Source organism: Pseudomonas sp. M2(2023), from assembly GCF_030263955.1.
Lineage (GTDB): Bacteria > Pseudomonadota > Gammaproteobacteria > Pseudomonadales > Pseudomonadaceae > Aquipseudomonas > Aquipseudomonas asiatica.
On the sequence record NZ_CP127114.1, the window covers coordinates 4,334,468 to 4,360,818 of the forward strand.

Consider the following 26,351-nt stretch of genomic DNA (forward strand, 5'->3'; position numbering starts at 1 on the left):
TTCCTGACTAACTGGCGGGAGGCTGTCTGAAGGAGCCGCTCGCGCATGGCCAGGACCGCCAACCTTCCAACCGCCAGCCCCACCCCGCGCTTCCAGGTGCGTCGCTTGATTGCCGGCTTCAGCGCAGTTTTCGGCCTGGCTTGCCTGGTCATCGTCGGCGCCCTGTTCAATATCGCGGGTACTCTTGACCATCAGGAGCGCCAGCGCAGCGCCTCGCAGGCATCCAAGGCGCTGGAGCAACGGTTGCTCGCATCGCGCCAATTCCTGTCCAGCTACGCCGTATGGGATGCTGCCTTCGAACACCTGGCGGGGCAGGCCGACTGGAAATGGGCCTACGAAGAAAAGAACGTGGGCGAGTCGCTGTACAGCGCCAGCGGCTATGAGGGAGTGTTCGTGGTGGAGGACGCACGCACCACCTACGCCTTGTTCAGAGGCCAGCCTACCCAGGCGGCGGCCAATACCTATATCGATGCAGCGCTGCAGCCAATCATCGACCAGGCCCGGGCAGCGGCCATCCCCCGTGAACAGATCACCCGTTTCGTCCTGTTCAACGGTTGGCCGGCCGTGCTCAGTGCTGCGGCGGTGCGCCCGGACCGGGATGTCACCGAGAGCGAGGTCAGCCAGGCGCCGGTAATGCTGTTTGTCGACCAGCTCACCGAGGACAAGCTGGCGCAACTGAGCAGCGGTGCCGGCCTGAGCGGTATGCACGTGGAGAAAAATGATGTGGGCGAGCACGGCCACCTGCGCATCGACCTCGGCGATACCGGCTACCACCTGTCCTGGAGCAGCCCGCTGCCAGGGCACCAGTTGCTGCGTGCTGTGTTGCCCCCGCTGTCGGGAGCCTTGCTGATACTTGGCCTGGTCATGCTCTACCTGTTCCGTCATGCCTTGCGCAGTTCGCGCGCGATCGACCTCACGCTCGCCCACCTTCAGCAGAGCAACCAGGCTCTGGAGGCCAGCGAACAGCGTTTTCGCGCGGTGGCTGAGTCGGCATCCGACTGGATCTGGGAAACCGATCGGCAGCAACGCCTCACCTATCTGTCACAACGTTTTGTCAACGTTACCGGTTACCCTGTGGACGACTGGCTCGGCCACCCGCTCAATCAGTTGCTGGCCTGCGATACCACGCCGCTCTCGCCGTGGCTGGATGCCCTGGCCGCGGCCGACCCGCAACAGCTGGCCAACCTGCGCTGCACCTACCGCGACCAGAATGGCCAGAACCGCTACTGCCGCATTTCGGCCCGCGCCATCTGGTACGACGACAAGCCCGTCGGTTTTCGTGGCACCGCCAGTGACATCACCGACGAAGTCGATGCCCATGCACGCATCCAGCACCTGTCGCTGCACGACCCGCTGACCGGCCTGGCCAACCGCAACAAGCTAGCCCGCCACCTGGAACAGGCGCTGTTACGTGGGAGCGACTCGCCACCACTGACCTTGCTGCTGCTGGACCTGGACAACTTCAAGCCGATCAACGACTCTCTCGGCCATGCCGCCGGTGACGCGGTGCTGCAGGAGGTAGCGAACCGCCTGCGCGACACTACCCGCGACGGCGACCTGGTCGCGCGTTTGGGCGGCGACGAGTTCCTCCTGGTGCTCAGCGGCATGGACAACCGCAGCGAGATCGACCGTTTCTGTGCGCGCCTGATCAGCCTGCTGCAGCAACCGATCGCCTTCGATAGCCAGACCCTCCATGTTGGCGCCAGCATCGGAGTCGCCCAGACCCGTACCCAGGGCTTCGATGCCGGCGAGCTGATCCGCTGCGCCGATATCGCCCTGTACCAGGCCAAGGCCGACGGCAAGAGCACCTGGCGCTATTTCGCTGCCGAAATGAACCAGCAGATCCAGTACCGCCGCCAACTGGAGAACGACATGCGGCGAGCCCTGCGCAACCAGGAATTCGAGCTGCACTACCAGCCGCGCTACCGCCTCAGCGACCTGCGCATCGTCGCAGTCGAGGCCTTGCTGCGCTGGCAGCATCCGCAGGAAGGGTTGCTGGGGCCGGACACCTTCATCCCCTTGGCCGAACAGAGTGACATCATTGTCGCGCTGGGCCGCTGGGTGTTGCGCGAAGCCTGCCGCACTGCCCATGACTGGCCCGCCGATGTTCTGGTCTCCGTGAACCTGTCACCTGCGCAGTTCCAGCGCAGCGATGTGGTGGCGGATGTACGCGAGATCCTGCTGGAAACCGCTTTCCCCGCACAGCGCCTGGAGCTGGAAATTACCGAGAACGTGATGCTCAATGACATCGAAGGCGCACTGGGCACAATGCTGTCGCTCAAAGAGCTGGGCGTTCGCCTGAACATGGACGACTTCGGCACCGGCTACTCGTCGCTGGGCTACTTGCGCACCTACCCGTTCGACAGCATCAAGATCGACAAACGCTTCATCGGCGGGCTGAACAACACCGCTGGCAGCGACCGCGCCGTGGTCCAGGCCATCATCAACCTGGGCGAAGCGATGGGGCTGACGGTGACGGCCGAAGGAGTGGAAAGCGAGCAGCAGCTCAGGGCACTGCAGAAGGACCGTTGCCATGAAGTGCAGGGCTATTACTTGAGCCGACCGCTGGACAGTGCGGGGCTCGAGGCGTTGATGCAGCAGGCATCCCAGCGCTCGGCGCCCTACCTGTAGCGCGTGGAGGTAACTGTCTAGTGCAGGTTTGATACTTGCACACCCCCTGTGGGAGCGGGTTCACCCGCGAAGAATGCAACGCGGTATATGGCACCGGCTTCGCCGGTGTTCGCGGGTGAACCCGCTCCCACAGTGATGGTGCAGGTTTTCGGTATTCGAGCGAGGCAGTTACTCCGCTATTACAGAGCGGAGTCCCGCTGCAAGCTGCGTTCAGCCACGATTTCCGGCAGGTCGCGCCGGCGCAGGTAGGTGCGCAGCGGTTCACCGATGTTCAAACGGTCATCCACATGCTGCTCCAGCAACAGCGCCAGCCGTTCGCGGCAAAGAGCCATGCGCTGCCCTTGCTCGGGCCGCCAGACAAACTCGCTGCAGGGCGTGATGCTGGCATCGGCCACGTCCATGCCGAAAGAGTCTTCGGAAAAACGCACGATATGCACGCCGCGCTTGCCATGAAAACCGACGAAGCCCTTGAGCTGGTCGGCAGCGTTGCAGATGTCCTGTGAAGTGATGGCCATGACGTAACCTCGCAATGAAATCGGAAGATACGCACGCCAGGCGGGAAAGGGTTGCCTCTACCGGACAACTCGTGACTGGCAGCCTAACGCAAGCCATCACACAGGCGCCACGGCTTTCATCGATCAGCAACCACCGTCAACCTGTGAATGCAGCACCTCGCCCAACCATTGCATGAAGGCCTGCACCCGGCGTGGCACATGCCGCTGCCGGGCATACAACAGTGACACGGGCATGGCCGGGGCCTGCCAGCTTTCCAGTACCGAAACCAGCTCACCGCGCTGCAGGTGCTCGGCCACGCCCACCGCCGGCACCTGGATCAGCCCCAACCCGGCCAGGCAGGCCGCCGAGTAGGCCTCGGCATTGTTCACTGTGACCACGCCGGCCATGGCCTGGAAATGCAGTTCACCGTCCTGCAGAAATTCGAAACCGGCACTACGCCCCCCCAGAGTGCGCACGTAATGCACCAAGTGATGCTCGGCCAGGTCCTGCAGCGTGCGCGGCACGCCGTAGCGTGCAAGGTAGGCAGGGCTGGCACAGTTGCGCATGCTCAGTTGGCCGACCGGGCGCGCCACCACATCCAGGTCATGCAGGGCACCAATGCGCATCACGCAATCGAAGCCTTCACGCAGCAGGTCGACCTGGCGGTCGGTACAACTGAGCTCCACCTCCAGGCGCGGGAAGCGCTGCAGAAACTGCGGCAACGCCGGGATGATGACCCGGCGGGCCATCATTGTCGGCAAATCGACGCGCAGGCGCCCGGCCAGCTCGGCATCGTCGGCGCGGAACAAGCCCTCGATTTCGTCCATGCCCGACAGCAGGTCCTTGCTGCGCTCGTACAGCAAGACGCCATCCTGGGTCGCCTGTACCCGGCGGGTGGTGCGGTTGAACAGCTGCGTACCCAGCAAACGCTCGAGCGCCCTGACCTGCTCCGACACAGTCGAACGGGGCAGCCCCAAGCTCTCGGCAGCCAAGGTGAAACTGCTGACCTCGCAGACCCGAACAAAGGTGCGCAACAACTCCAGCTTGTTCAATTCAGCCCTCGTCTATCCGGTTTTACCGAACAGTATTTCCATATTCGCTGGATTTAACAGCACCACACCGACCAATAACCTGTGCTCATCAGCTCACCATGAGGTTTTCACCATGACCCGCAAGATTGCCCTGATCACTGGCGCCAGCCGCGGCCTGGGCCGCAACACCGCAGAACACCTGGCCGCACGCGGCATCGATGTCATCGGCACTTACCACAGCAAGGCGGAGGAAGCCCATGCCGTCGCCGCCCGGCTGGAGCAGGCCGGGGTCAAGGCCATCATGCTGCAACTGGACGTCAGCGACAGCGCCAGCTTTGCCGGTTTCGCCGAATGCCTCGGCGCAACCCTGCAGCAACACTTCGGCCGCGAGCGCTTCGACTTTCTGGTGAACAATGCCGGGATCGGATTGAACGTGCCATACACCGAAACCAGCGAGGCACAGTTCGACCAGTTGCTGAACATCCAGCTGAAGGGTCCGTTCTTCCTTACCCAGCGCCTGCTGCCGTTGCTGGTCGACAATGGCCGCATCGTCAACATTTCCACTGGCCTGGCGCGCTTTGCGCTACCGGGGTATGCCGCCTATGCCGCGATGAAGGGGGCGATGGAGGTGCTGACCCGCTATCAGGCCAAGGAACTGGGAGCACGTGGGATTCGTGTGAACATTCTGGCGCCGGGGGCGATCGAGACCGATTTTGGCGGCGGCGTGGTGCGGGATAACCGACAGGTTAATGAATACATTGCCGGCAACACGGCGCTGGGGCGGGTGGGCTTGCCGGATGATATCGGGGCAGCGATTGCGCTGTTGCTGGAAGATGGCAACGGCTGGATCAACGGGCAACGGCTGGAGGTTTCGGGCGGGATGTTCCTCTGAAATCGAGGATCTGGGGCTGCTTAGCAGCCCCTTTGGCCCTCACGGCCGACTCTGCTCCTCATGCACCTGCACACTGGCTGTCATCCCCGCACTCAGGGTCACCCCCTCCGGCACCTGGTCCAGGCGAATCCTTACCGGTATCCGCTGCGCCAGTCGCACCCAGTTGAAGGTCGGCTCGACCTCCGGCAGCAACTGGCTGTCGGGGTTGCTGTTGCGGTCGGTGATACCACGGCTGATGCTTTCTACATGCCCTTGCATCGGTTCGCCCGCGCCCATCAGCCAGACCTTCACCGCATCCCCCACACGAATGCGTGGCAGCTTGGTTTCCTCGAAATAGGCCTGGATATAGAAGGTTGAATCGTCCACCAGGGCCATCACCGCCTCCCCGGTATTCACATAGTTGCCCTCGGCCAGGCGCAGGTTGGTGATATGCCCGCTGCGCGGCGCCCGCACTTCACTGCGCGCCAGGTTGATTTTGGCGACCTGCAATTGTGCCTCGGCCTCATGCAGCTCACCGCGGGCGATGGCCGCATTGATCTGGGCGTTTTCCCGCAATTCGGCACTGATAGCCTCCGGCCCAAGTGCGGTACGCCGGGCCGCTTCACGCTCGCGCAGGCGCAGTTGCTGGCTGCGGGTTTCGGTCACCGCGCTGGCTTGGTCGAAAGCAGCCTGGAAGCGTTCCCGGTCGATGCTCATCAGCAGGTCGCCGGCCTTGACCTGCTGATTGTCACGGGCCTTCAGTTCGCGCACCCAGCCGGACACATCGGGGGCGATCACCACCACATCGGCGCGCACACGGGCATCGCGGGTCCAGGGGGTGAGCATGTAGTACTGCCACAGCTGATAGCCGGCGAAGACGGCAAGGGCCACCACACACAAGGTGACCAGGGTACGTACGGCCGCACGCATCGAAACACTCCTTTATAACGCTCCCAGCAGTCGCACTACCAGGAACAACACACAAACGAACAACGCCGCATCGAACAGCGCTTCATGCCAGATCCAGCGCCCCAACGGCGTGGCCTGCACCACCAGACGCAACACGCCGGTAAGCACCAGCGCCATCAACACATAAACCAGGAAAGGGCTGAACAGCACGCCGCCCAATTCCCACTCACGCAACCCCATGGGATTCCTCCTGCCAACGGCACCACTTGCCCCAGCTTTTTTGCAGTTGCAGCACCGCCCCTTCGGCCAACCGCAGCGGATCGCTGGAGGGTAGACGGCGCAAGGCGCCAATGAACTGTTCGCTTGCGGCATCCAGGCTCTGCCCACGCCCTGGCGCCGGCCCTTTGGCCAGCACTGCCTCTACCTGCTGCAGGTATTCGCGCTCGGCCCGTCCCAACGGGGCCTTGGCGACCGCCAGGCACATGCGCAAATGCACCAGTTCGTCGCCGATATCCAGGCCGTGCAGGCCGTCGTCCCAGCGCTTGCGTTCGCTCTCGGGCAGGTCGCCGGCATGCCGCGCCAGTTGCATCAGGCGGTCGGCCATGCGCCCGCCAAACCAGCTGTCGGCCCCGCGCAGGTCGCGCCGGGTCAGGCGCACCAGGTCATTCTGGGTCGCCGCGCGCAGGCGCTGGCCCAGCCAGGCCGGGTGGCGAAACACCAACAAGCGGAAGGCCATCACCGCCGCCGACACACCCACCAGCATGGCCAAGGCACTGTTGAGCATGGTGGCCACGCCGAACTGCATGGCGTTGAGCGGCGACACCAGCACGATGAAATGTAGGCAATAAGAAGTAGCCGTGGCCCCGGTCCGCGGGTGAGCCATGCCCAGCGCACCAAGAAACAGCGGCACCCCCATGCCCAGGCAGAGCATGGCGAAGCTGCTCCATTGCGGCAGCAGAATCTGCCCGACCAGAAAAGCCGCCGGTATTGCCAGGAGGATCCCTCGTAAAAAGCTCAGGCCGATCTGCGCACCATTCTCGCGGCTGGCGAACAGGCTGCAGACCACACAGGTCAGCACCAGGCCACCCGGTGCCGAAGGCCAGGCGGTGGCCAGCCAGAAACCACTCATCACCAGAAAGGCCAGCGCACTGCGTGAGCCGAACAGCAAGGCCAGCGACCAGTCGCGGTGCGCAGCCAGGCCCTGAGACACATCCTTGGGCGCCCTGCCCGCCTCCACATCCTCCAGCGCCTGGCTGGCAGCCATGGCGTAATCCAGCAGCAGTGCCATGCGTGCCAGGCAAAAGTGCTCCGCCGGGCTGATCTGATCATCGTGGGCAGCATCCCAGATGCGTTGGCGCAGAAGCAAAAGGCTCGGCTGATCGGGCTTGCCCAACAGTGCGCGCACCTCCTCCAGCCAGGGCGCCAGGCGTTCGGCCTCGCCCTCATCAAGTTGCCGCCACTGGCGGCGCACCGAACGGGAAATGCGCAGCAGCACCATCAGTTTCTGGCTCAGGCCGCGAATGGCACGAGCGCGCTGGCGCCCGCGGTTGCCTTCGAACCAGGCGTGTTCGCGTTGGCTGTCGATGGCAACGATACGCCCCAGGCTCTCCAGCAGGCCTTTGCGCGCCTCGTCTTCACCGCCCAGCATGGCACTGGCGGCCTGCAGGCCGTTCTGCCAGGCCTGACGGGCCTGCCCGCCCAGTTGCTGCTCTACCCGCATGGGCCAGAGCAAGGCGCTGCTGGCGGTGGCACAGAAGATACCCAGGCAGATCTCGGTACAGCGCGCCACGGCCTGGTCGAACACCTGCAACGGGTGATCGATGGCCGGCAGGGCAATGATCGCCGCCGTGTAGCCTGCCAACACGAAGGCATAGGCCCAGGCGCTACGCAACTGGGTGGAGGCGGCAGTGCACAGGGCCAGCCACAGGGCCAGGGTGAGCAGGAACAGACCGGGGGTCTGGGCAAACAGACCGATGAACAGCACCGACATAAACGTGCCGACCAGGGTGCCGGCCAGCCGCGCCAGGCCCTTCTGCACCACCATGCCTGACAACGGCTGGGCGACGATGAAAGCGGTCATCAGGGCCCAGGACGGTTGCTCCAGGCCCCAGCGCATCGCCAACCACAGGGCGAGGCCGCCACCGAGCAGGGTCTTGATGGCGAACTTGAGGGCGAGGCTGCTGGGAGCGAACAGGGCCTGGAAGGTGATGGGCACGAGACGGACCTTGAAGGGATGGTCTTGTAGAAAGATAGACAATGGTGGGAAGGATAAAGCGGAAACGATTAATTAGCTAGCTAATCATCTTTGTTATGGACAGCTCTCCTGTGCTGCCCTCTTCGCGGGCACGCCCGCTCCCACATGGGACCGCGCACAGTCCGAATCCTGTGAAGTCATTGTGGGAGCGGGAGTGCCCGCGAAGAGGCCGGTACAGGCAACACAAAAATTGCAGGCAAAAAAAATGGGCGACCGAAGTCGCCCTAAATGCCTTGCGTGCTCGTGTACCCGGAAGGTCAGCGCGGTTTGCGCTTGTTCGAGTCCTTCCAGATGAAAATGCCCAGACCGGCAAAGAATGCGACCATCAACCCGACCGTCACCACTCCGGCGATAACCACGTTGTCGAAGAACATGCTGGCCTCCCCATTCGTTTGCCGTTGTCCGATGGGTGCAAGTTAACCAATGTGGAGGCGGGGAAAATTGATCGGGGTCAATGGTGCCCGGGGCCGGGCACGCGAGGCGGGTGCAGGGTTGACCTGCGTCAAGTTTCAGCGCTTCTTCGGCTTGCCCTTGGGCTTCTTTTTCTTGGCACTGTTCAACGGCAGGGCCTGCTCGAACGCATTGCGCATTTCGTTCAGGCGCTTTTCCTTGAGGTCGTGGACGCGCTTGGCGCGTTCGGCATCGAAATCGATGAGGTTGTCTTGGCTCATGGGTGGGCTCGACGATCAACTGAGACTTGCATGATGAAGCCAGGCGCTGGCGCTGACCAGCCCCATGTCAGACTTCGATGTCCACCAGCAGCCCCTGGCGTACATGCTCGCCCATCAATGGCGCTACCGGCACGGTGTTGTCGGCGTTGACCTCGTCACCCGGCATTGCACTGTAGCGTTCGTCGTCGCCCTTCTGCCGACGTTGCTGCTGGCGGCGCTGCTCGTCGCGCAGCAGCAGCGCCTGCTCCTGCGGGTCACGCTGCTGCTTGAGGTCGATGGCACTTTCACCGGATGCAGGCTGGGTCGGCACCACCGGCTTGATGTCGGGTGTCGGCTTGACCGGGTCCTGTTGCGAGGTCACCGGGGCGGCACTGAGCGGAATGATCGGTGGCAGCATGGACGTTCTCCTATGCCCCCTGTATCGGCAGGCGCGGGTTTACCTTGATGGCAGGCACAACACTTATTCGGCTTCGTCGTCAGGGTTATCGTCGCTAGGTGGGCTGGCCTCGCTCCAGGGCCGCTTGTACACCTGCTGCCAGACCCCGTCCATGTGCTCGCGCAGCACCTGCGGCGCGGATTTTAGCGAGGCGCTGTCCTCACGCTCACCGCCGATCGGCTCTTCACCCGCCGGGGTGATCAGCGACTGGCCGGTGATGCTGTAGCTGGCCTGCCCTTCGCGCATCTCGATGGCGATGTCGTGCGGGTCGATGCCACCGCCACAGAATGCGTGGCTGGCAACCGTCACCTCGGCGATGCCGTCCTTGTTCAGGTCGCCGACATCGCTGACGTCGTTATAGAAGTCCACATCCAGGTCCAGGCCCGGGCAGGTGGTTTCCTGTTCGATCTGCCAGCGCGCCTTGAAAGCGTCGTTTTCGGCCTTGCGCCCGTACAGCGTGGCCTTGAGTACCACCTTGTCGACTTCCTGCTCGCTTTCCGGGTCGCTGGCCTGGCCATCGCTGCGGCTCAACACCAGCAGGCCTTCACCGTCGCGGTCACGAAAGTGCACGCTCTTGATCGGCGTCTGCACGCCCAGCACCTCGAGCTGTTCGATCGGGATGGCGGGCAAGGTCTCGAAGTTTTTCTGCTCGCAGGCGGCCAGCAGCAACAGGCTGCCCACGGCCATCGAAGCGCTGATCCAGCGGTGCTTGGCAGACATGTTGATCCGGAGCCCTCGTCGGCAGCACGGTGGGGGACGATGAAGCGGCTAGACTGTTGCTACCTATCGCACTTCGGCACCTTTCGATGCGCTCGGCACTTTGGTCTGACCGGCCGATCCGTTAACATAACCGGCTTTTTCATCGCGGGAGTTCAGGCAGTATGGCGCAGCAGTATCAACCGGGGCAACGCTGGATCAGCGACAGCGAAGCCGAGCTCGGCCTGGGTACCATCCTGGCGCAGGATGGCCGCCTGTTGACCGTGCTCTACCCGGCCACTGGCGACACCCGCCAGTATTCCCTGCGCAATGCGCCGCTGACCCGCGTGCGCTTCTCGCCAGGTGACCAGATCACCCACTTCGAAGGCTGGAAGTTGACCGTGCGCGAGGTCGAGGACATCGACGGGCTGATGGTCTACCACGGCCTGGACGGGCAGAACCAGCCGCGCACCCTGCCAGAAACCCAGTTGTCGAACTTCATCCAGTTCCGCCTGGCCAGCGACCGCCTGTTCGCCGGGCAGATCGACCCGCTCTCGTGGTTCAGCCTGCGCTACAACACCCTGCAGCACACCAGCAAGCAGATGCAGTCGGCGCTGTGGGGCCTGGGCGGCTGCCGTGCCCAACCCATCGCCCACCAGTTGCACATCGCCCGCGAAGTCGCCGACCGCAGCGCGCCACGCGTCTTGTTGGCCGACGAAGTAGGCCTGGGCAAAACCATCGAAGCCGGCCTGGTGATCCATCGCCAGCTGCTGTCTGGCCGCGCCAGCCGCGTTCTGATCCTGGTACCGGAAAACCTCCAGCACCAGTGGCTGGTGGAAATGCGCCGCCGCTTCAACCTGCAGGTGGCCCTGTTCGACGCCGAGCGTTTCATCGAAAGCGACGCCAGCAACCCGTTCGAGGATGCCCAGCTGGCGCTGGTGGCACTGGAGTGGCTGGTAGAAGACGAAAAGGCCCAGGACGCGCTGTTCGCCGCTGGCTGGGACCTGATGGTGGTGGACGAAGCCCACCACCTGGTCTGGCACGAAGACCAGGTCAGCGCCGAATACGGCCTGGTCGAACAGCTGGCCCAAGTGATCCCGGGCGTGCTGCTGCTCACGGCCACCCCCGAGCAGCTCGGCCAGGACAGCCACTTCGCCCGCCTGCGCCTGCTCGACCCCAACCGTTTCCACGACCTGGCCGCCTTCCGCGCCGAGAGCGAGCACTATCGCCCGGTGGCTGAAGCCGTACAGGAACTGCTCGACGAAGGCCGCCTGTCGCCCAAGGCCCACGCCACCATCCAGGGCTTCCTGGGTGCCGAAGGCGAAGCCCTGCTGGCCGCGGTCAGCGACGGCGATACCCAGGCCAGCGCGCGCCTGATCCGTGAGCTGCTCGACCGCCACGGCACCGGCCGCGTGCTGTTCCGTAACACCCGCGCGGCGATCCAGGGCTTCCCTGAGCGCCAGCTGCACCCTTACCCACTGGCGACGCCCGAGCAGTACCGCGACCTGCCAGCCGGCGAACATGCCGAGCTGTACCCGGAAGTCGCCTTCCAGGCCCAGGGCGAGGTGGCCGATGACGAGCGCTGGTGGCGTTTCGACCCGCGCGTCGACTGGCTGATCGACACCCTGAAGATGCTAAAGCGTACCAAGGTGCTGGTGATCTGCGCCCATGCCGAAACCGCGATGGACCTGGAGGACGCCCTGCGCGTGCGCTCCGGCATCCCGGCCTCGGTGTTCCATGAGGGCATGAGCATCCTAGAACGTGACCGCGCCGCCGCCTACTTCGCTGACGAAGAGTTCGGCGCGCAGGTGCTGATCTGCTCCGAGATCGGCAGTGAAGGCCGCAACTTCCAGTTTGCCCACCATCTGGTGATGTTCGACCTGCCGGCGCACCCCGACCTGCTCGAACAGCGCATCGGCCGCCTCGACCGTATCGGCCAGAAGCACACCATCCAGCTGCATATCCCGTACCTGCAGGACAGCCCGCAAGAGCGCCTGTTCCAGTGGTACCACGAAGGCCTCAACGCCTTCCTCAACACCTGCCCTACCGGCAACGCCCTGCAGCACCAGTTCGGCCCGCGCCTGCTGCCACTGCTTGAAGGTGGCGAAAGCAAGGCCTGGGAAGCCCTGGTGGCCGACGCCCGCAGCGAACGCGAACGCCTGGAAGCCGAACTGCATACCGGCCGTGACCGTCTGCTGGAGCTCAACTCCGGCGGTGCCGGCGAAGGCCAGGCGCTGGTCGAGGACATTCTCGAACAGGACGACCAGTTCGCCCTGCCGATCTACATGGAAACCCTGTTCGACGCCTTCGGCATCGACAGCGAAGACCATTCCGAGAACGCCCTGATCCTCAAGCCGAGCGAAAAGATGCTCGACGCCAGCTTCCCGCTGGGTGACGACGAAGGCGTGACCATCACCTACGACCGTGGCCAGGCGCTGTCGCGCGAGGACATGCAGTTCCTCACCTGGGAACACCCGATGGTACAAGGCGGCATGGATCTGGTGCTGTCCGGCTCGATGGGCAACACCGCCGTGGCGCTGATCAAGAACAAGGCGCTCAAACCCGGGACCGTGCTGCTTGAACTGCTGTTCGTCAGCGAGGTGGTGGCACCGCGCAGCCTGCAACTGGGGCGTTACCTGCCACCGGCGGCATTGCGCTGCCTGCTCGATGCCAACGGCAACGACCTGGCGTCCCGCGTGGCCTTCGAAACCCTCAACGACCAGCTGGAAAGCGTGCCACGCGCCAGCGCCAACAAGTTCGTCCAGGCCCAGCGTGACGTGCTGGCCCAGCGCATCGGCAGCGGCGAGGCCAAGGTCATGCCGGCCCACGTCGAGCGCGTGGCCGAGGCCCAGCGCCGCCTTAAAGCGGAGGCCGACGAAGAACTGGCCCGTCTGGTCGCCCTGCAAGCGGTCAACCCGAGCGTGCGCGACAGCGAGATCGAAGCGCTGCGCAAGCAGCGCGAAGAGGGCCTGGCGATGCTGGAAAAGGCCGCCCTGCGCCTGGAAGCCATTCGCGTGCTGGTGGCTGGCTAATACAGGCCAGACACCGCCGCCTTTGTGGGAGCGGCCTTGTGTCGCGAAAGGGCCGCAACGCGGCCCCAGAATTGACGCGCTACAGTTGAAATTGCTGGGGCTGCTTTGCAGCCCTTTCGCGACACAAGGCCGCTCCCACAGGGGAGACCACCTTTCAGAACCCATTTACATATTCCAAGCTGCGATCAGGTTCATAACCAAATCGTAGGAATCAATGTGCCATTAGTCAGGAAGGCTTAAACACCTCTTCCTATACTGCCTCTGGACAGTCTGCACAGGGTTTAGCGCAGACGAGTGAAAACTCGATCATGAGGCATTCCATGGAATGGCTGGGGCTGCAACTGTTCGCCGACCTGCCGGCAACCGGGCGCATCGTCATCGATTGCCGGCATGAACCGTTCCTGGTTCTGCTTGCCTACCTCGTCGCCTGTGCGGCCTGCTTCGCCACGCTGGACATGGCCGAGCGACAATCCCACAGCGAAGACCCCACCGCCCACCGACAATGGAACATGCTTGGTGCCTGCTGCCTGGCAGGAGGTATCTGGGCCATGCATTTCATCAGCATGCTGGCCTTCCAGGCGCCAGTGGAAGTGCACTACGACGCGTCCCTGACCATCCTTTCGCTGCTCATCGCACTGGCCGTCGCCTGGCTGGCCATGCACAGCCTCGACCGCAGCCAGATGCGCGCAATCCATTACCTGCGAAGTGCAGTACTGATCGGCCTGGGCATCATCCTGATGCACTTCGTAGGCATGGCCGCCCTGGAAACCGGTGCCCGCCAGTACTACCAGACCGGCCTGCTGCTGGCCTCTGCCACCATTGCCCTGCTCACCAGCCTGACCGCGCTATACCTGGCCCGCTACTTCCGGCAGGGCAGCGGTACCTTGCACCAAGCCATGAAGTACGGCGCCAGCCTGCTGATGGCTGGTGGTATCGTTGCCACCCACTTCACCGCGATGTCGGCCATGACCCTGGTCATCCCGGCCGACACCGCCCTGCGCCTGCCCTCTGGCGACAACAGCCTGCAACTGGCGCTGGGCATCGGCTTCATCACCATGCTGATCAGTGCTGCCAGCATCAGTACCGCACTGGCCGACAAGAAGCTGCAAAGCAAGGAGCACGACCTGCGCCGGGTCAGCGTGCTGCTCAGCCAACTGGACCAGGCCCGCGCTTCGCTGCAGCAGGCCGCGCACTACGACGCCCTGACCAACCTGGTCAACCGCCGCGGTTTCAACCAGGTGTTCGCCGAACGCCTGGCCGAGCACCAGGCCACGGAAAGCCACCTGGCGGTGATGTTCCTCGACATCGACCATTTCAAGCGCATAAACGACAGCCTCGGTCACGACGCCGGCGACGAACTGCTCAAAGTGATCGCCGGACACATCAAGGCCGCCACCCGAAACCGCGACCTGGTCGCACGTCTGGGCGGCGACGAGTTCTGCGTGGTCACCAGCCTCACCAACCGCGACGAAGCCCGCCACCTGGCCCAGCGCATCATGCAGAGGATGAAAGAGCCCATAAACCTGGGCGGCCGGCGCATGGTCATGACCACCAGCATCGGCATCAGCATCTTCCCCGACGACGGCACCACCGCCGAAGAGCTGCTCAAGCATGCAGACCTTGCCCTGTACCAGTCCAAGGGTAACGGGCGCAACAGCCTGAACTTCTTCAACGACAGCCTGAAGACCCAGGCCTCGATTGCCCTGCAACTGGAAGAGGAACTGCGGGTGGCGCTGCTCGAGGAGCATGGGCTATGCGTGCACTACCAGCCGATCTTCGACCTGCGCAGCAGGCAAGTGGCCAAACTGGAGGCCCTGGTTCGCTGGCAGCACCCGCAACACGGCCTGCTCGGGCCCGATCGTTTTGTCGCCATCGCAGAGGCCAACGGGCTGATCATCGACCTCGATCTGTGGGTGCTGCGCCACGCCTGCGCCGACCTGGCCTATCTGCAGCGCCACGGTCATGGAAACCTCAAGGTCACGGTCAATTGTTCGGCCGTCACCCTCAGCCACGACGAACTGCCCAACGAAGTGGAAAAGGCGCTGTTCCACGCCGGGCTCGCACCCCGACAGCTGGAACTGGAAGTGACCGAGAACGCCTTGATGGGTGACATCCAGCGCACGGTAAACCTGCTCACGCGCATACGCGCCCTGGGCGTGGCGCTGTCGATCGATGACTTCGGCACCGGCTACTCGTCGCTGGCCTACCTCAAGCGCCTGCCGCTGGACGTGCTTAAGGTCGACCGCAGCTTCCTGCAGGATGTGCCGGGCAGCCAGAAGGATCGCGAAATTGTCCAGGCGATCATCGTCATGGCGCATACCCTGCATCTGCAGGTGGTCAGCGAGGGCGTGGAAACCGCCGAACAGCTGGCGTTTCTCCAAGCCCACGGCTGCGACTACCTGCAGGGCTACCTGCTGGCCCCCCCGGAGCCGCTGGCCGAACTACGCTCGCTACTGGAGCGGGTTCGGCACAAGGGCGGCGTGTTCAGCCCTTGCTGCGATACAGCTCAACCAGGGTCGCCGGATCCTTTTGCAGGTACCCCTGGCTTGCGTGCAGGCGCATCAATTGTGCGGCAAGGCCACTGAGCGGCGTCGCCGAGCCTTGCTCGCGGGAGAACTTGACCGCGCCATCGAGGTCCTTGAGCAGCGTGCGCACATGCCACTTGATCGGCTCGAAGCGGCTCTCGGCCATTTGCGGAGCGAGGATCTGCAACGGTCTGGAGTCGGCAAAACCGCCCGCCAGCGCTTCGGCGATCAGCGTCGCGTCGACACCGGACTGTTCAGCCAAGGCAACCACTTCGGCGATTACCAGAGCATTGCAGGCCACGATCATCTGGTTGCAGGCCTTGGTCACCTGGCCTGCGCCCACCGCGCCCATATGCGTCACGCGCTGGCCAAGAACCTGCAGTACCGGGCGCGCACGCTCCAGGTCGGCTGCCTCGCCACCGACCATGATCGCCAGGGTGCCGGCTTCGGCCCCGGGGGTGCCGCCGGACACTGGCGCGTCCAGCCAGGCCATGCCGCACAGCGCTGCCAGTTCGGCGGCCATTTCACGAGTGGCGGTTGGCTCCAGGCTGGAGAAATCGACCAGTAACTGGCCGCTGCTTCCGCCCTGGGCAATGCCTTGCTCGCCGAACACTACCTCGCGGACCACGGCCGTATCGGCCAGGCACAGCAGCACTATGTCGCTGTCGCGGCACAGTTCGGCAGGGCTGCTGGCCAGGCGCGCGCCAGCCGCGACCAGTGCAGCGCACTTGTCCGGGCTGCGGTTCCATACCGTCAGCGGGTAACCCGCTGCCAGCAGGCGCCGACACATGGGCAGGCCCATCAGGCCGATGCCGGCGAATCCAAGCGAAGGTAGTTTTGAGTTCATCAATGACTCCGGACAAATTCGATATCGATCCGGGCCGCTTTGCGGCCTTCGCGGCGCGCCCGCTCCCACAAAACCAGCGCTGGTCTGAAGAGCAACATCTGACCTGTGGGAGCGGGCATGCCCGCGAAGGGCTGCAAGGCAGCCCCCCATTACGCATCCCGTAAACTGTTACCGCCACGCCGAATTGTTACTTCCCTCTACCCGCCTTGAGCGCCTTCAAGCACCAAAACGAGGCTGCTGCGCATTTTCGCGCACCAAAAGCGATCATGCCTCTGTCGGGCGCTTTGCCTGAATCACGATGAACGGCGAAACCACCACCGCCCAGATCTCTGGATCGCGGCTTTGCAGGTCCAGGGCCTGCTCGGCGGTTACCGGACCAACAGTGCCATCACTACGCCACTTGGCGAAGATCTCGCTGCGATTCTCGGCCATCGCCTCGGCAACGGTGATCAGGTCGAGGCTCGGGTCGACCCAAATCAGGTCACCCTTGGCCCAGAAACGCTCCAGCGCTTTCCACTCGATGATTGCCGTCTCGCCAAGCAATTTGGCATAGAGGGTGCTTGTTTGATCAGTCATGGGTGGTATCCGCAAAAATCGGCCTTTAAAAAAGGTCGGCATTTTTGCAGAAAAACCCGGTTTCAAATATGTAATTTGGTCGATTGATCCCGAACTTGTGGGGCGGGGTCGCAGATGCAGGCAGTTTGATGGCGCCTTTCTGTATCTTTGTGTCGACCATGCGACAACCCAGGAAGCAGGCACTTTTCGACCGCTTTTCAAGCGCTCGAACAGCGCTCTACACTGTACCGGTACAGTTCCGGGACATGTTCCGGGGGAAGGTGGGCTTGCGCGTTGGCATGGCCACGCCGCAAATCCCGCCCGGTCTGTAGCCCTGGCCGCCAGGACTATAAGAATTACAACAGAATGAGTGGAGCACTATGATCAAGATTTCCAAGCTGTTCGCCGCAATGGTTCTGGCAGGGGTAGCCAGCCATTCGTTTGCCGCCGATACCATCAAGATCGGGATTGCAGGTCCCAAGACCGGCCCTGTGACCCAGTACGGCGACATGCAGTTCATCGGCGCAAAGCAAGCCATCAAGGATATCAACGCCGCGGGCGGCGTGGATGGCAAGATGCTCGAAGCCAAGGAATACGACGACGCCTGCGATCCTAAACAGGCCGTGGCAGTCGCCAACAAAGTGGTCAACGACGGCGTCAAGTTCGTCATTGGCCACCTGTGCTCCAGCTCTACCCAGCCTGCGTCCGACATCTACGAAGACGAAGGCGTGATCATGATCACCCCGGCCGCGACCTCCCCGGAAATCACCGCACGTGGCTACAAGCTGATCTTCCGCACCATCGGTCTGGACAGCGCCCAGGGCCCGGCTGCCGGCAACTACATCGCCGACCACGTCAAGCCGAAGGTTGTCGCCGTCCTGCACGACAAGCAGCAGTACGGTGAAGGCATCGCCACCGCGGTCAAGCAGACCCTGGAAGGCAAAGGCACCAAGGTTGCCGTGTTCGAAGGCCTGAACGCCGGTGACAAGGACTTCTCCTCGATCATCCAGAAGCTCAAGCAGAACAACGTCGACTTCGTCTACTACGGCGGCTACCACCCAGAGCTGGGCCTGATCCTGCGCCAGGCTCAGGAAAAGGGCCTGAAAGCCAAGTTCATGGGCCCGGAAGGCGTGGGCAACGACTCCATCTCGCAGATCGCCCAGAACGCCTCCGAAGGCCTGCTGGTGACCCTGCCGAAGTCGTTCGACTCGGACCCTGCGAACAAGAAGATCGTCGACGCCATCAAGGCTGACGGCAAGGACCCAAGCGGCCCGTTCGTGTTCCCGGCCTACTCGGCTGTCGAGCTGATCGCCCAGGGCATCAAGGAAGCCAAGTCCGAAGATGCCGACAAGGTGGCAGCCGCCATCCACAAAGGTACCTTCAAGACCCCGACCGGTGACCTGTCGTTCGACGACAAAGGCGACCTGAAAGACTTCAAGTTCGTGGTCTACGAATGGCACTTCGGCAAGCCGAAGACCGAAGTCTCCCCTCAGTAACTGCGTGACTAATAGCTGACCGTAGAAGCCCACTGTGCGAGCAGTGGGCTTTGTTTTACGAGGTTCATGGGCCTGATCCCCGCGATCCGGGGGCGGGCTCACCTGAAAATCTTAAAACCGTCACCCGCGGTTTCCTGGCCTACCCCCGCCAGCGAAATGCAAATCAGGTTTTTAGGAGCGCTGTAATGCCTGAGATCTACCATTTCTTCCAACAACTGGTTAATGGATTGACCATCGGCAGCACCTATGCCTTGATCGCCATCGGCTACACGATGGTGTACGGCATCATTGGCATGATCAACTTCGCCCACGGCGAGGTGTATATGATCGGTTCCTACGTGGCCTTCATCGCCCTGGCGGGCCTGGCCATGATGGGTATCCATTCGCTGCCTGTCCTGATGACCGTCGCCTTTGTCGCGACGATCTTCGTCACCAGTGCCTATGGCTACAGCATCGAACGGGTTGCCTACCGCCCCCTGCGCAATAGCAACCGCCTGATCCCGCTGATTTCCGCCATCGGCATGTCGATCTTCCTGCAGAACACCGTCTTGCTTTCGCAAGACTCCAAGGACAAGTCCATCCCCAACCTGATCCCCGGAAGCTTCTCGTTCGGGCCGGGCGGCGCGGAGGAAGTACTGATCAGCTACATGCAGATCCTGGTGTTCGTGGTCACCCTGGTGGCCATGACCTGCCTCACCCTGTTCATCTCCCGTTCCCGCCTGGGCCGCGCCTGCCGCGCCTGCGCCGAGGACATCAAGATGGCCAACCTGCTGGGCATCAACACCAACAACATCATCGCCCTCACTTTCGTCATCGGTGCCGCCCTGGCGGCGGTGGCGGCCGTGCTGCTGAGCATGCAGTACGGGGTGATCAACCCCAACGCCGGTTTCCTGGTGGGCCTGAAGGCCTTCACCGCGGCGGTGCTGGGTGGCATCGGCAGCATTCCGGGCGCCATGCTCGGCGGGCTGGTGCTGGGAGTGGCCGAAGCGTTCGGTGCCGATATCTTCGGCGACCAGTACAAGGACGTTGTGGCATTCGGCTTGTTGGTTCTTGTCCTGCTATTCCGGCCGACCGGCATCCTGGGCCGCCCGGAGGTTGAAAAAGTATGAACAGAAATCTCAAACAGGCGTTCTTCAGCGCCTTGCTGGTATGGGCCGTGGCCTTCCCGGTACTGGGCCTGAAACTGAGCATCGATGGCATCAGCTTGGTAGTGCACAGCCAGGGTTCGTTCACCATCGGCATCATCGCCGTGTGTTCGGTGCTGATGTTCCTGCGCGTGCTGTTCGACAAGCAGTGGAACTCGGTAATGGGCCGCCGTTCGGATCGCAAGCTGATCCCGCCGGCGGTCAGCAACTACCTGACCCTGCCGAAAACCCAGCGCTACGTGATCATGGGCTTGATCGTCGCGGCACTGGTGTGGCCGTTCTTCGGCTCGCGCGGCGCGGTCGACATTGCCACGCTGATCCTGATCTACGTGTTGCTGGGCCTGGGCCTGAACATCGTGGTCGGTTTGGCAGGCCTGCTCGACCTCGGTTACGTCGGCTTCTACGCCGTCGGTGCCTACAGCTACGCCATGCTCTCGCACTACCTGGGCTGGAGCTTCTGGGTATGCCTGCCGATCGCCGGCCTCATGGCCGCTACCTTCGGTTTCCTGCTCGGCTTCCCGGTGCTGCGCCTGCGCGGTGACTACCTGGCGATCGTGACCCTCGGCTTCGGCGAGATCATCCGCCTGTTCCTGCGTAACCTCACCGACTGGACCGGCGGCCCCAACGGCATCAGCAACATCCCCAAGCCAGAGTTCTTCGGCCTGACCTTCGAACGCCGTGCCGCCGAAGGCATGCAGACCTTCCATGAGTTCTTCGGGCTGGAATACAACTCGATCAACAAGGTCATCTTCCTCTATCTGGTGGCCCTGCTGCTGGCCCTGCTGGCGCTGTTCGTGATCAACCGCCTGCTGCGCATGCCGATCGGCCGCGCCTGGGAAGCCCTGCGCGAAGACGAGATCGCCTGCCGTGCTCTGGGCCTGAACCCGACCGTGATCAAGCTGTCGGCATTCACCCTGGGCGCCTGCTTCGCCGGTTTCGCCGGCAGCTTCTTCGCTGCGCGCCAAGGCCTGGTGACGCCGGAGTCGTTCACCTTCATCGAGTCGGCGATCATCCTCGCCATCGTCGTGCTCGGCGGCATGGGCTCACAACTGGGCGTGATCCTCGCGGCCATCGTGATGATCCTGCTGCCCGAGCTGATGCGTGAGTTCAGCGAATACCGGATGCTGATGTTCGGTGCGCTGATGGTGTTGATGATGATCTGGCGTCCGCAAGGCCTGCTGCCTATGCAACGTCCACACATGGAGCTGCGTCGATGAGCCGCGAAATTCTGCAAGTCAGCGGCCTGAGCATGCGCTTCGGCGGCTTGTTGGCGGTCAACGGCGTGGGCCTGACCGTCAAGGAAAAACAGGTGGTGGCACTGATCGGCCCGAACGGCGCCGGCAAGACCACCGTGTTCAACTGCCTGACCGGCTTCTACAAGCCCAGCGGCGGCACCATCCTGCTCGATGGCCAGCCGATCCAGGGCCTGGCCGGGCATCAGATCGCCCGCAAGGGCGTAGTGCGGACATTCCAGAACGTGCGCCTGTTCAAGGAAATGACCGCGCTGGAAAACCTGCTGATCGCCCAGCACCGCCACCTCAACACCAACTTCTTCGCCGGCCTGTTCAAGACCCCAAGCTTCCGCCGCAGCGAGAAGGAGGCCATGGAGCGCGCGCAGTACTGGCTGGAGAAGGTCAACCTGACCGAGTTCGCCAACCGTACCGCCGGCACCCTCGCCTACGGGCAGCAGCGCCGCCTGGAAATCGCCCGCTGCATGATGACCCAGCCGCGCATCATCATGCTCGACGAACCGGCTGCGGGCCTGAACCCGAAGGAAACCGAAGACCTCAAGGCGCTGATCGCCTACCTGCGTGAGTCGCACAACGTCACCGTGCTGCTGATCGAGCACGACATGAAGCTGGTGATGAGCATTTCCGACCATATCGTGGTGATCAACCAGGGCACACCCCTGGCCCACGGCACACCGGAAGAGATCCGCGACAACCCTGATGTGATCAAAGCCTACCTGGGGGAAGCGTAAATGCTGAAGTTCGAGAACGTTTCCACCTTCTACGGCAAGATCCAGGCGCTGCACAGCGTCAATGTGGAGATCAACCAGGGCGAGATCGTCACCCTGATCGGCGCCAACGGCGCCGGCAAGTCAACCTTGCTGATGACCTTGTGCGGCTCGCCGCAGGCGCACAGCGGCAGCATCAAGTACCTGGGTGAAGAGCTGGTCGGCCAGCCGTCTTCGCACATCATGCGCAAGAGCATCGCGGTGGTACCGGAAGGCCGCCGCGTGTTCTCCCGCCTGACCGTCGAGGAAAATCTGGCAATGGGTGGTTTCTTCACCGACAAGGGCGATTACCAGGAGCAGCTGGACAAGGTGTTGCAGCTGTTCCCGCGCCTGAAGGAGCGTTATATCCAGCGTGGCGGCACCATGTCCGGTGGCGAGCAGCAGATGCTCGCCATTGGCCGGGCGCTGATGAGCAAGCCCAAGCTGCTGCTGCTCGACGAGCCATCGCTGGGTCTGGCGCCAATCATCATCCAGCAGATCTTCGACATCATCGAACAGCTGCGCCGTGATGGCGTGACGGTGTTCCTGGTGGAGCAGAACGCCAACCAGGCGCTGAAGATCGCTGACCGGGCGTATGTACTGGAGAACGGCCGGGTGGTGATGCAGGGTACTGGGGAAGCACTGCTGACCGACCCGAAGGTGCGCGACGCGTACCTGGGGGGTTGATGGGAAAAGGGCCTTCGGGCCCTTTTTTCTGCCTGCCGGATTTTGTATCGCCTGCACTGGCCTCTTCGCGGGCTTGCCCGCGAAGAGGCCGGTACAGGTTTAGCAAAAACTTGAGATCCCCGCCCAGCCTGAGTAACGTGGCCAGCTCTTTGGAAGATCCCGGAGCCCGCCCCATGCGCCTCACCCCCACCCTGCTGCTCACTGCCCTGCTGCCCCTGTTCGCCGGCTGCCAGCTCATGGCTGACGCCCCCAGCGACCCGAACATCGGCACTACGCGCATGCAGGGCGAGTTGCGTGCCGGCGGTGGCCAGCTGCTGTTCAAGCCGTGCAGCGAAAACCGCACTTTCGTGATCAGCGACGTCGCCGCAACCGGCATCCTGCAGGAAGCCGCCAACCTCGCCAAGGACGCCAACGACAAACTGTTCGCCGACGTCCGTGGCCACCTCACCGGCAGCAGGCAGGCCAACAACGACGGCCAGCTGGAAGTTCGCCGCCTGTACCGCCTGGAACCTTCCACCCGCGCCTGTGAAGACCCCAACTTCAAGCAGCTGACCCTGCGCGCCAACGGCCATGAGCCGGAATGGGACCTGAAGGCCAGCGGCAAAGGCATGGTGCTCAACCGCATCGGCCAGGATCCCCTGCCCCTGCCCTTTCTGGAAGAAGAAGTGCCCGGCGGCGGCCTGACCCTGACCAGCGAAGCCAACGGCCAGCACGTGGAGCTGTGGGTCGCGCCACAACGCTGTGTAGACACCGCCACCGGTGCCATCCGCCACTTGCGTGCCGAACTGCGCATCGACGGCAAGAGCCTGCTGGGCTGCGGTTACTATGGCGGTGCACGCGACAACTGATCGCCGGGCGCTTTTATCCTGCCAGTCGGGGCGGCGAACAGCTTATACTTGGCGGTTTGTGTAAAGCCGCCGGCCGCCCATGGCCGGGATACTGGACCCTGCCATGCTACGAATCACCGAACTGAAGCTGCCCCTGGACCATCCCGACGAAGCCCTGCGTGAAGCGATCGTCCAGCGCCTGGGCATCCGCGACGAGCAACTGCTCAGCTTCAACCTGTTCAAGCGCAGCTACGATGCGCGCAAGAAGAACAGCGAACTGCTGTTCATCTACACCATCGACCTGGAAGCCAGCAACGAAGCCGAGCTGCTCAGCAAGTTCGCCGACGATCGCAATATCGGCCCAGCGCCAGACGTAACCTACAAGTTCGTCGGCAAAGCCCCTGCCGATCTGCAGGAGCGCCCGATCGTGGTCGGCTTCGGCCCGTGCGGCATCTTCGCCGGCCTGTTGCTGGCACAGATGGGCTTCAAGCCGATCATCCTCGAGCGCGGCAAGGAAGTACGTCAGCGCACCAAGGACACCTGGGGCCTGTGGCGCAAGAGCGTGCTCAACCCCGAGTCCAACGTGCAGTTCGGCGAAGGCGGTGCCGGTACCTTCTCCGACGGCAAGCTGTACAGCCAGATCAAGGACCCGCAGCACCACGGCCGCAAGGTGCTGGAGGAGTTCGTCAAGGCCGGTGCGCCGGACGAGATCCTGTACATCAACAAGCCGCACATCGGTACCTTCCGCCTCACCGGCATGGTCGAGCAGATGCGTCAGGACATGATCGCCCTCGGCGCCGAAGTGCGCTTCCAGCAGAAGGTCACCGACCTGCTGATCGAGGATGGGCAACTGACCGGCGTGGTGCTGGAGAGCGGCGAACAGCTGCACTCGCGCCATGTCGTGCTGGCGCTGGGCCACAGTGCCCGCGACACCTTCCGCATGCTGCACGCCAAAGGCGTGTACATGGAAGCCAAGCCGTTCTCGGTGGGCTTCCGTATCGAGCACCCGCAAACGCTGATCGACAAGGCGCGCCTGGGCAAGTACGCCGGTCACCCGAAACTCGGTGCCGCCGACTACAAACTGGTGTACCACGCCAAGAATGGCCGCTCGGTGTACAGCTTCTGCATGTGCCCAGGCGGCACCGTGGTCGCAGCAACCAGCGAGCCAGGCCGGGTGGTTACCAACGGCATGAGCCAGTACTCGCGTAACGAGCGCAACGCCAACTCCGGCATCGTCGTCGGCATCGACCCCGAGCGCGATTACCCGGGCGGCCCGCTGGCCGGCATCGAGCTGCAGGAACGCCTGGAAGCCCACGCCTACGTGATGGGCGGCAGCAACTACCAGGCCCCGGCACAGCTGGTGGGTGACTTCGTCGCTGGCCGGCCGTCGACTGCACTGGGCAGTGTCGAGCCGTCCTACAAACCGGGCGTGACCCTGGGCGACCTGGCGCCGAGCCTGCCGGACTTCGCCATCGAAGCCATTCGCGAGGCGCTGCCAGCGTTCGACCGGCAGATCAAGGGTTACAACCTGCATGATGCAGTGCTGACCGGGATCGAGACCCGCACCTCCTCGCCGCTGCGCATTACTCGCGGTGAGGACTTCCAGAGCCTGAACCTCAAGGGGCTGTTCCCGGCGGGTGAAGGGGCCGGGTATGCGGGCGGGATCCTGTCGGCGGGTGTCGATGGGATTCGTATCGCCGAGGCGGTGGCGCGGGATATGCTCGGCCTCTGAGCCCTTTACATGCCAGGGCCTCTTCGCGGGTAAACCCGCTCCCACAGGTACTGCACAGTATTGAAGACTGTGAACTACCTGTGGGAGCGGGTTTACCCGCGAAAGGGCCACTGCAGACATCAGAAAAATCCACAACAAACATCAGACTTCCCCTCCCCACTCCTTCCCCATCTGCGTCTAGGCTTTCCCGCAGCCCAGCCGGCAATACCATATAACAAAAACGAATATGGTTTTTGTTTGAAAGCATATCGCCAAAGGCTAGGGTGTACGCCCGTTCCATTGTCAACTGCTCATGGAGAGCCTATAGCCCGTGCGTAGCCTGTTCACCCGCTTCTTCCAGCTCGAAGCCGCCAGTGGCCTGTTGCTGATCGCTGCGGCCATCCTGGCCCTGATAATCAACAACTCGCCGCTGTCCTACCTGTACAGCGGCCTGCTCGACGTTCCCGTCGCCGTTCAGGTCGGTGCGCTGCACATCGCCAAACCGCTGTTGCTTTGGATCAACGACGGCCTGATGGCCCTGTTCTTCCTGCTGATCGGCCTGGAGGTCAAGCGCGAGGTGGTCGACGGCCACCTGTCCAAGCCCTCCCAAGTGATCCTGCCAGCCACCGCCGCCGTGGGCGGCATGGTGATACCGGCACTGATCTACTGGTTCATCAACCGTGACAACCCTGCCGCCATAGCCGGCTGGGCTATCCCCACAGCCACCGACATCGCCTTCGCCCTCGGCGTACTGGCCCTGCTGGGCAAGCGCGTGCCGGTGTCGCTGAAACTGTTCCTGATGACCCTGGCGATCATCGACGACCTGGGTGCGATCATCGTCATTGCCCTGTTCTATTCGGGCACCCTGTCGAGCATGTCGCTGCTGCTGGCTGCCGCCTGCCTGGTATTGCTGGTGTCGATGAATCGGCTTGGCGTGGTCAAGCTTGGGCCGTACATGGTCGTTGGCCTGATCCTGTGGGTCTGCGTGCTCAAGAGCGGCGTGCATGCCACCCTGGCCGGCGTCGCCCTGGCCCTGTGCATCCCGCTGAGCACGCGCCATGCCGAACGCTCACCACTGCTCGCCCTGGAACACGCCCTGCATCCTTGGGTTGCCTACGCCATCCTGCCGCTGTTCGCTTTCGCCAACGCCGGTGTATCGCTGGCAGGCATGACCGTAGAAAGCTTCACCCACCCGGTGCCACTGGGCATCGCCGTGGGGCTGCTGCTGGGCAAGACCGTGGGTGTCTTCGGCCTGACCTGGGTCGCGGTCAAGCTGCGCCTGGCCGCGCTGCCTGCAGGCGCCAATTGGGGGCAATTGCTGGGTGTGGCGATACTTTGCGGTATCGGCTTCACCATGAGCCTGTTCGTCGGCTCGCTCGCCTTTGTGCCTGGCAGCAGTGATTACGCCGGGATGGACCGCATGGGTATTCTCACCGGCTCGTTCTTCGCCGCCGTGATCGGCTATGCGGTAACCGCCATGGCCAGCCGCAAGTCCAACGTCGGCTGACCTGGCCGCAGCATGAAAAAACCCCGACT

At 63.2% G+C, this 26,351-nt stretch carries 23 protein-coding genes; 12 read left to right on the forward strand and 11 right to left on the reverse strand.

All coding sequences use genetic code 11. From position 1 onward, the window contains the following. Positions 1–45: 45 nt before the first annotated feature. The gene (locus QN085_RS19940; RefSeq protein WP_013973905.1) at positions 46–2,631 is read left to right on the forward strand and encodes a bifunctional diguanylate cyclase/phosphodiesterase; all 2,586 of its coding nucleotides are present in this window, start codon (positions 46–48) and stop codon (positions 2,629–2,631) included. Positions 2,632–2,810: 179 nt separating this feature from the next. Here QN085_RS19940 and QN085_RS19945 read toward each other — a convergent pair whose 3' ends face one another. Both QN085_RS19945 and QN085_RS19950 read right to left on the reverse strand, forming a co-directional pair. Next, a complete protein-coding gene (locus QN085_RS19945) occupies positions 2,811–3,146 on the reverse strand; it encodes a DUF2025 family protein (RefSeq protein WP_013973906.1) in 336 nt (111 codons plus the stop codon). Between the two features lie 123 nt (positions 3,147–3,269). Then, positions 3,270–4,178, reverse strand: coding sequence for a LysR family transcriptional regulator (locus QN085_RS19950; RefSeq protein ID WP_013973907.1), 909 nt, complete (start codon positions 4,176–4,178; stop codon positions 3,270–3,272). 112 nt (positions 4,179–4,290) lie between these two features. On the opposite strand from QN085_RS19950, the gene QN085_RS19955 reads away from it, so the two are divergent. Beyond that, positions 4,291–5,049 (forward strand): SDR family NAD(P)-dependent oxidoreductase, encoded by a 759-nt coding sequence (locus QN085_RS19955; protein ID WP_013973908.1) that lies wholly within the window; start codon positions 4,291–4,293, stop codon positions 5,047–5,049. A 39-nt stretch (positions 5,050–5,088) separates the two neighbouring features. Here QN085_RS19955 and QN085_RS19960 read toward each other — a convergent pair whose 3' ends face one another. The 7 genes from QN085_RS19960 to QN085_RS19990 all read right to left on the reverse strand — a co-directional run bounded on the left by QN085_RS19960 (position 5,089) and on the right by QN085_RS19990 (position 10,018). Continuing rightward, on the reverse strand, positions 5,089–5,958 hold the full coding sequence (locus QN085_RS19960) for an efflux RND transporter periplasmic adaptor subunit (protein WP_015271522.1): 870 nt from the start codon (positions 5,956–5,958) through the stop codon (positions 5,089–5,091). A 12-nt stretch (positions 5,959–5,970) separates the two neighbouring features. Beyond that, entirely contained in the window at positions 5,971–6,177 is a 207-nt protein-coding gene (locus tag QN085_RS19965; RefSeq protein ID WP_013973910.1) for a DUF1656 domain-containing protein, read from the reverse strand. Continuing rightward, on the reverse strand, positions 6,164–8,152 hold the full coding sequence (locus tag QN085_RS19970; RefSeq protein ID WP_013973911.1) for an FUSC family protein: 1,989 nt from the start codon (positions 8,150–8,152) through the stop codon (positions 6,164–6,166). Before QN085_RS19970 ends, QN085_RS19965 begins: the two co-directional genes overlap by 14 nt. 296 nt (positions 8,153–8,448) lie before the next feature. Further along, positions 8,449–8,565, reverse strand: a complete 117-nt coding sequence (ccoM, locus tag QN085_RS19975) for a cytochrome c oxidase subunit CcoM (protein WP_003254862.1) — start codon at positions 8,563–8,565, stop codon at positions 8,449–8,451. A gap of 135 nt (positions 8,566–8,700) precedes the next feature. Next, positions 8,701–8,862, reverse strand: coding sequence for a hypothetical protein (locus tag QN085_RS19980; protein ID WP_003258944.1), 162 nt, complete (start codon positions 8,860–8,862; stop codon positions 8,701–8,703). Positions 8,863–8,929: 67 nt separating this feature from the next. Further along, entirely contained in the window at positions 8,930–9,259 is a 330-nt protein-coding gene (locus QN085_RS19985) for a hypothetical protein (protein WP_003258942.1), read from the reverse strand. Between the two features lie 63 nt (positions 9,260–9,322). Continuing rightward, positions 9,323–10,018: a M949_RS01915 family surface polysaccharide biosynthesis protein gene (locus tag QN085_RS19990; RefSeq protein ID WP_013973912.1), complete on the reverse strand. Its 696-nt coding sequence runs from the start codon at positions 10,016–10,018 to the stop codon at positions 9,323–9,325. A 161-nt stretch (positions 10,019–10,179) separates the two neighbouring features. Between QN085_RS19990 and rapA the strand changes: the two genes are divergently transcribed. After that, positions 10,180–13,026 carry an RNA polymerase-associated protein RapA gene (gene rapA / locus QN085_RS19995; RefSeq protein WP_041505639.1) on the forward strand — a complete coding sequence of 949 codons (2,847 nt, stop codon included), beginning with the start codon at positions 10,180–10,182 and terminating at the stop codon, positions 13,024–13,026. A 320-nt stretch (positions 13,027–13,346) separates the two neighbouring features. Beyond that, positions 13,347–15,611, forward strand: coding sequence for a putative bifunctional diguanylate cyclase/phosphodiesterase (locus QN085_RS20000; protein ID WP_013973914.1), 2,265 nt, complete (start codon positions 13,347–13,349; stop codon positions 15,609–15,611). Here the strand turns inward: QN085_RS20000 and QN085_RS20005 are convergent. Both QN085_RS20005 and QN085_RS20010 read right to left on the reverse strand, forming a co-directional pair. After that, entirely contained in the window at positions 15,511–16,398 is an 888-nt protein-coding gene (locus QN085_RS20005) for an NAD(P)-dependent oxidoreductase (RefSeq protein WP_013973915.1), read from the reverse strand. The genes QN085_RS20000 and QN085_RS20005 overlap by 101 nt on opposite strands. Before the next feature lie 264 nt (positions 16,399–16,662). Beyond that, positions 16,663–16,974, reverse strand: a complete 312-nt coding sequence (locus tag QN085_RS20010; RefSeq protein ID WP_023660958.1) for a DUF2288 domain-containing protein — start codon at positions 16,972–16,974, stop codon at positions 16,663–16,665. A gap of 359 nt (positions 16,975–17,333) precedes the next feature. Here QN085_RS20010 and QN085_RS20015 point away from each other — a divergent pair, with 359 nt between their 5' ends. The 8 genes from QN085_RS20015 to nhaA all read left to right on the forward strand — a co-directional run bounded on the left by QN085_RS20015 (position 17,334) and on the right by nhaA (position 26,322). Then, on the forward strand, positions 17,334–18,449 hold the full coding sequence (locus QN085_RS20015; protein WP_013973917.1) for a branched-chain amino acid ABC transporter substrate-binding protein: 1,116 nt from the start codon (positions 17,334–17,336) through the stop codon (positions 18,447–18,449). A 185-nt stretch (positions 18,450–18,634) separates the two neighbouring features. Then, positions 18,635–19,558, forward strand: coding sequence for a high-affinity branched-chain amino acid ABC transporter permease LivH (gene livH / locus QN085_RS20020; RefSeq protein WP_013973918.1), 924 nt, complete (start codon positions 18,635–18,637; stop codon positions 19,556–19,558). Continuing rightward, entirely contained in the window at positions 19,555–20,811 is a 1,257-nt protein-coding gene (locus tag QN085_RS20025; protein ID WP_013973919.1) for a high-affinity branched-chain amino acid ABC transporter permease LivM, read from the forward strand. The genes livH and QN085_RS20025 overlap by 4 nt, the downstream gene beginning before the upstream one ends. Further along, on the forward strand, positions 20,808–21,575 hold the full coding sequence (gene livG / locus QN085_RS20030; protein WP_013973920.1) for a high-affinity branched-chain amino acid ABC transporter ATP-binding protein LivG: 768 nt from the start codon (positions 20,808–20,810) through the stop codon (positions 21,573–21,575). The genes QN085_RS20025 and livG overlap by 4 nt, the downstream gene beginning before the upstream one ends. Beyond that, positions 21,576–22,277, forward strand: coding sequence for an ABC transporter ATP-binding protein (locus tag QN085_RS20035; protein ID WP_013973921.1), 702 nt, complete (start codon positions 21,576–21,578; stop codon positions 22,275–22,277). It begins immediately after the preceding gene. Between the two features lie 173 nt (positions 22,278–22,450). Next, a complete protein-coding gene (locus tag QN085_RS20040; RefSeq protein ID WP_023660956.1) occupies positions 22,451–23,125 on the forward strand; it encodes a COG3650 family protein in 675 nt (224 codons plus the stop codon). Positions 23,126–23,228: 103 nt separating this feature from the next. After that, positions 23,229–24,836, forward strand: a complete 1,608-nt coding sequence (locus QN085_RS20045; RefSeq protein ID WP_015271531.1) for an NAD(P)/FAD-dependent oxidoreductase — start codon at positions 23,229–23,231, stop codon at positions 24,834–24,836. A gap of 310 nt (positions 24,837–25,146) precedes the next feature. Continuing rightward, positions 25,147–26,322 (forward strand): Na+/H+ antiporter NhaA, encoded by a 1,176-nt coding sequence (gene nhaA / locus QN085_RS20050; protein WP_023660955.1) that lies wholly within the window; start codon positions 25,147–25,149, stop codon positions 26,320–26,322. Positions 26,323–26,351: the final 29 nt, after the last annotated feature.

What these genes read in the sequence shown, in the direction of transcription:
- QN085_RS19940 (WP_013973905.1), top strand. Translation starts at nt 46, where the DNA reads ATGGCCAGGACCGCCAACCTTCCAACCGCCAGCCCCACCCCGCGCTTC.
- QN085_RS19945 (WP_013973906.1), bottom strand. Translation starts at nt 3,146, where the DNA reads ATGGCCATCACTTCACAGGACATCTGCAACGCTGCCGACCAGCTCAAG.
- QN085_RS19955 (WP_013973908.1), top strand. Translation starts at nt 4,291, where the DNA reads ATGACCCGCAAGATTGCCCTGATCACTGGCGCCAGCCGCGGCCTGGGC.
- QN085_RS19960 (WP_015271522.1), bottom strand. Translation starts at nt 5,958, where the DNA reads ATGCGTGCGGCCGTACGTACCCTGGTCACCTTGTGTGTGGTGGCCCTT.
- QN085_RS19965 (WP_013973910.1), bottom strand. Translation starts at nt 6,177, where the DNA reads ATGGGGTTGCGTGAGTGGGAATTGGGCGGCGTGCTGTTCAGCCCTTTC.
- ccoM (WP_003254862.1), bottom strand. Translation starts at nt 8,565, where the DNA reads ATGTTCTTCGACAACGTGGTTATCGCCGGAGTGGTGACGGTCGGGTTG.
- QN085_RS19980 (WP_003258944.1), bottom strand. Translation starts at nt 8,862, where the DNA reads ATGAGCCAAGACAACCTCATCGATTTCGATGCCGAACGCGCCAAGCGC.
- QN085_RS19985 (WP_003258942.1), bottom strand. Translation starts at nt 9,259, where the DNA reads ATGCTGCCACCGATCATTCCGCTCAGTGCCGCCCCGGTGACCTCGCAA.
- QN085_RS19990 (WP_013973912.1), bottom strand. Translation starts at nt 10,018, where the DNA reads ATGTCTGCCAAGCACCGCTGGATCAGCGCTTCGATGGCCGTGGGCAGC.
- rapA (WP_041505639.1), top strand. Translation starts at nt 10,180, where the DNA reads ATGGCGCAGCAGTATCAACCGGGGCAACGCTGGATCAGCGACAGCGAA.
- QN085_RS20000 (WP_013973914.1), top strand. Translation starts at nt 13,347, where the DNA reads ATGGAATGGCTGGGGCTGCAACTGTTCGCCGACCTGCCGGCAACCGGG.
- QN085_RS20005 (WP_013973915.1), bottom strand. Translation starts at nt 16,398, where the DNA reads ATGAACTCAAAACTACCTTCGCTTGGATTCGCCGGCATCGGCCTGATG.
- QN085_RS20010 (WP_023660958.1), bottom strand. Translation starts at nt 16,974, where the DNA reads ATGACTGATCAAACAAGCACCCTCTATGCCAAATTGCTTGGCGAGACG.
- QN085_RS20015 (WP_013973917.1), top strand. Translation starts at nt 17,334, where the DNA reads ATGATCAAGATTTCCAAGCTGTTCGCCGCAATGGTTCTGGCAGGGGTA.
- livH (WP_013973918.1), top strand. Translation starts at nt 18,635, where the DNA reads ATGCCTGAGATCTACCATTTCTTCCAACAACTGGTTAATGGATTGACC.
- QN085_RS20025 (WP_013973919.1), top strand. Translation starts at nt 19,555, where the DNA reads ATGAACAGAAATCTCAAACAGGCGTTCTTCAGCGCCTTGCTGGTATGG.
- livG (WP_013973920.1), top strand. Translation starts at nt 20,808, where the DNA reads ATGAGCCGCGAAATTCTGCAAGTCAGCGGCCTGAGCATGCGCTTCGGC.
- QN085_RS20035 (WP_013973921.1), top strand. Translation starts at nt 21,576, where the DNA reads ATGCTGAAGTTCGAGAACGTTTCCACCTTCTACGGCAAGATCCAGGCG.
- QN085_RS20040 (WP_023660956.1), top strand. Translation starts at nt 22,451, where the DNA reads ATGCGCCTCACCCCCACCCTGCTGCTCACTGCCCTGCTGCCCCTGTTC.
- QN085_RS20045 (WP_015271531.1), top strand. Translation starts at nt 23,229, where the DNA reads ATGCTACGAATCACCGAACTGAAGCTGCCCCTGGACCATCCCGACGAA.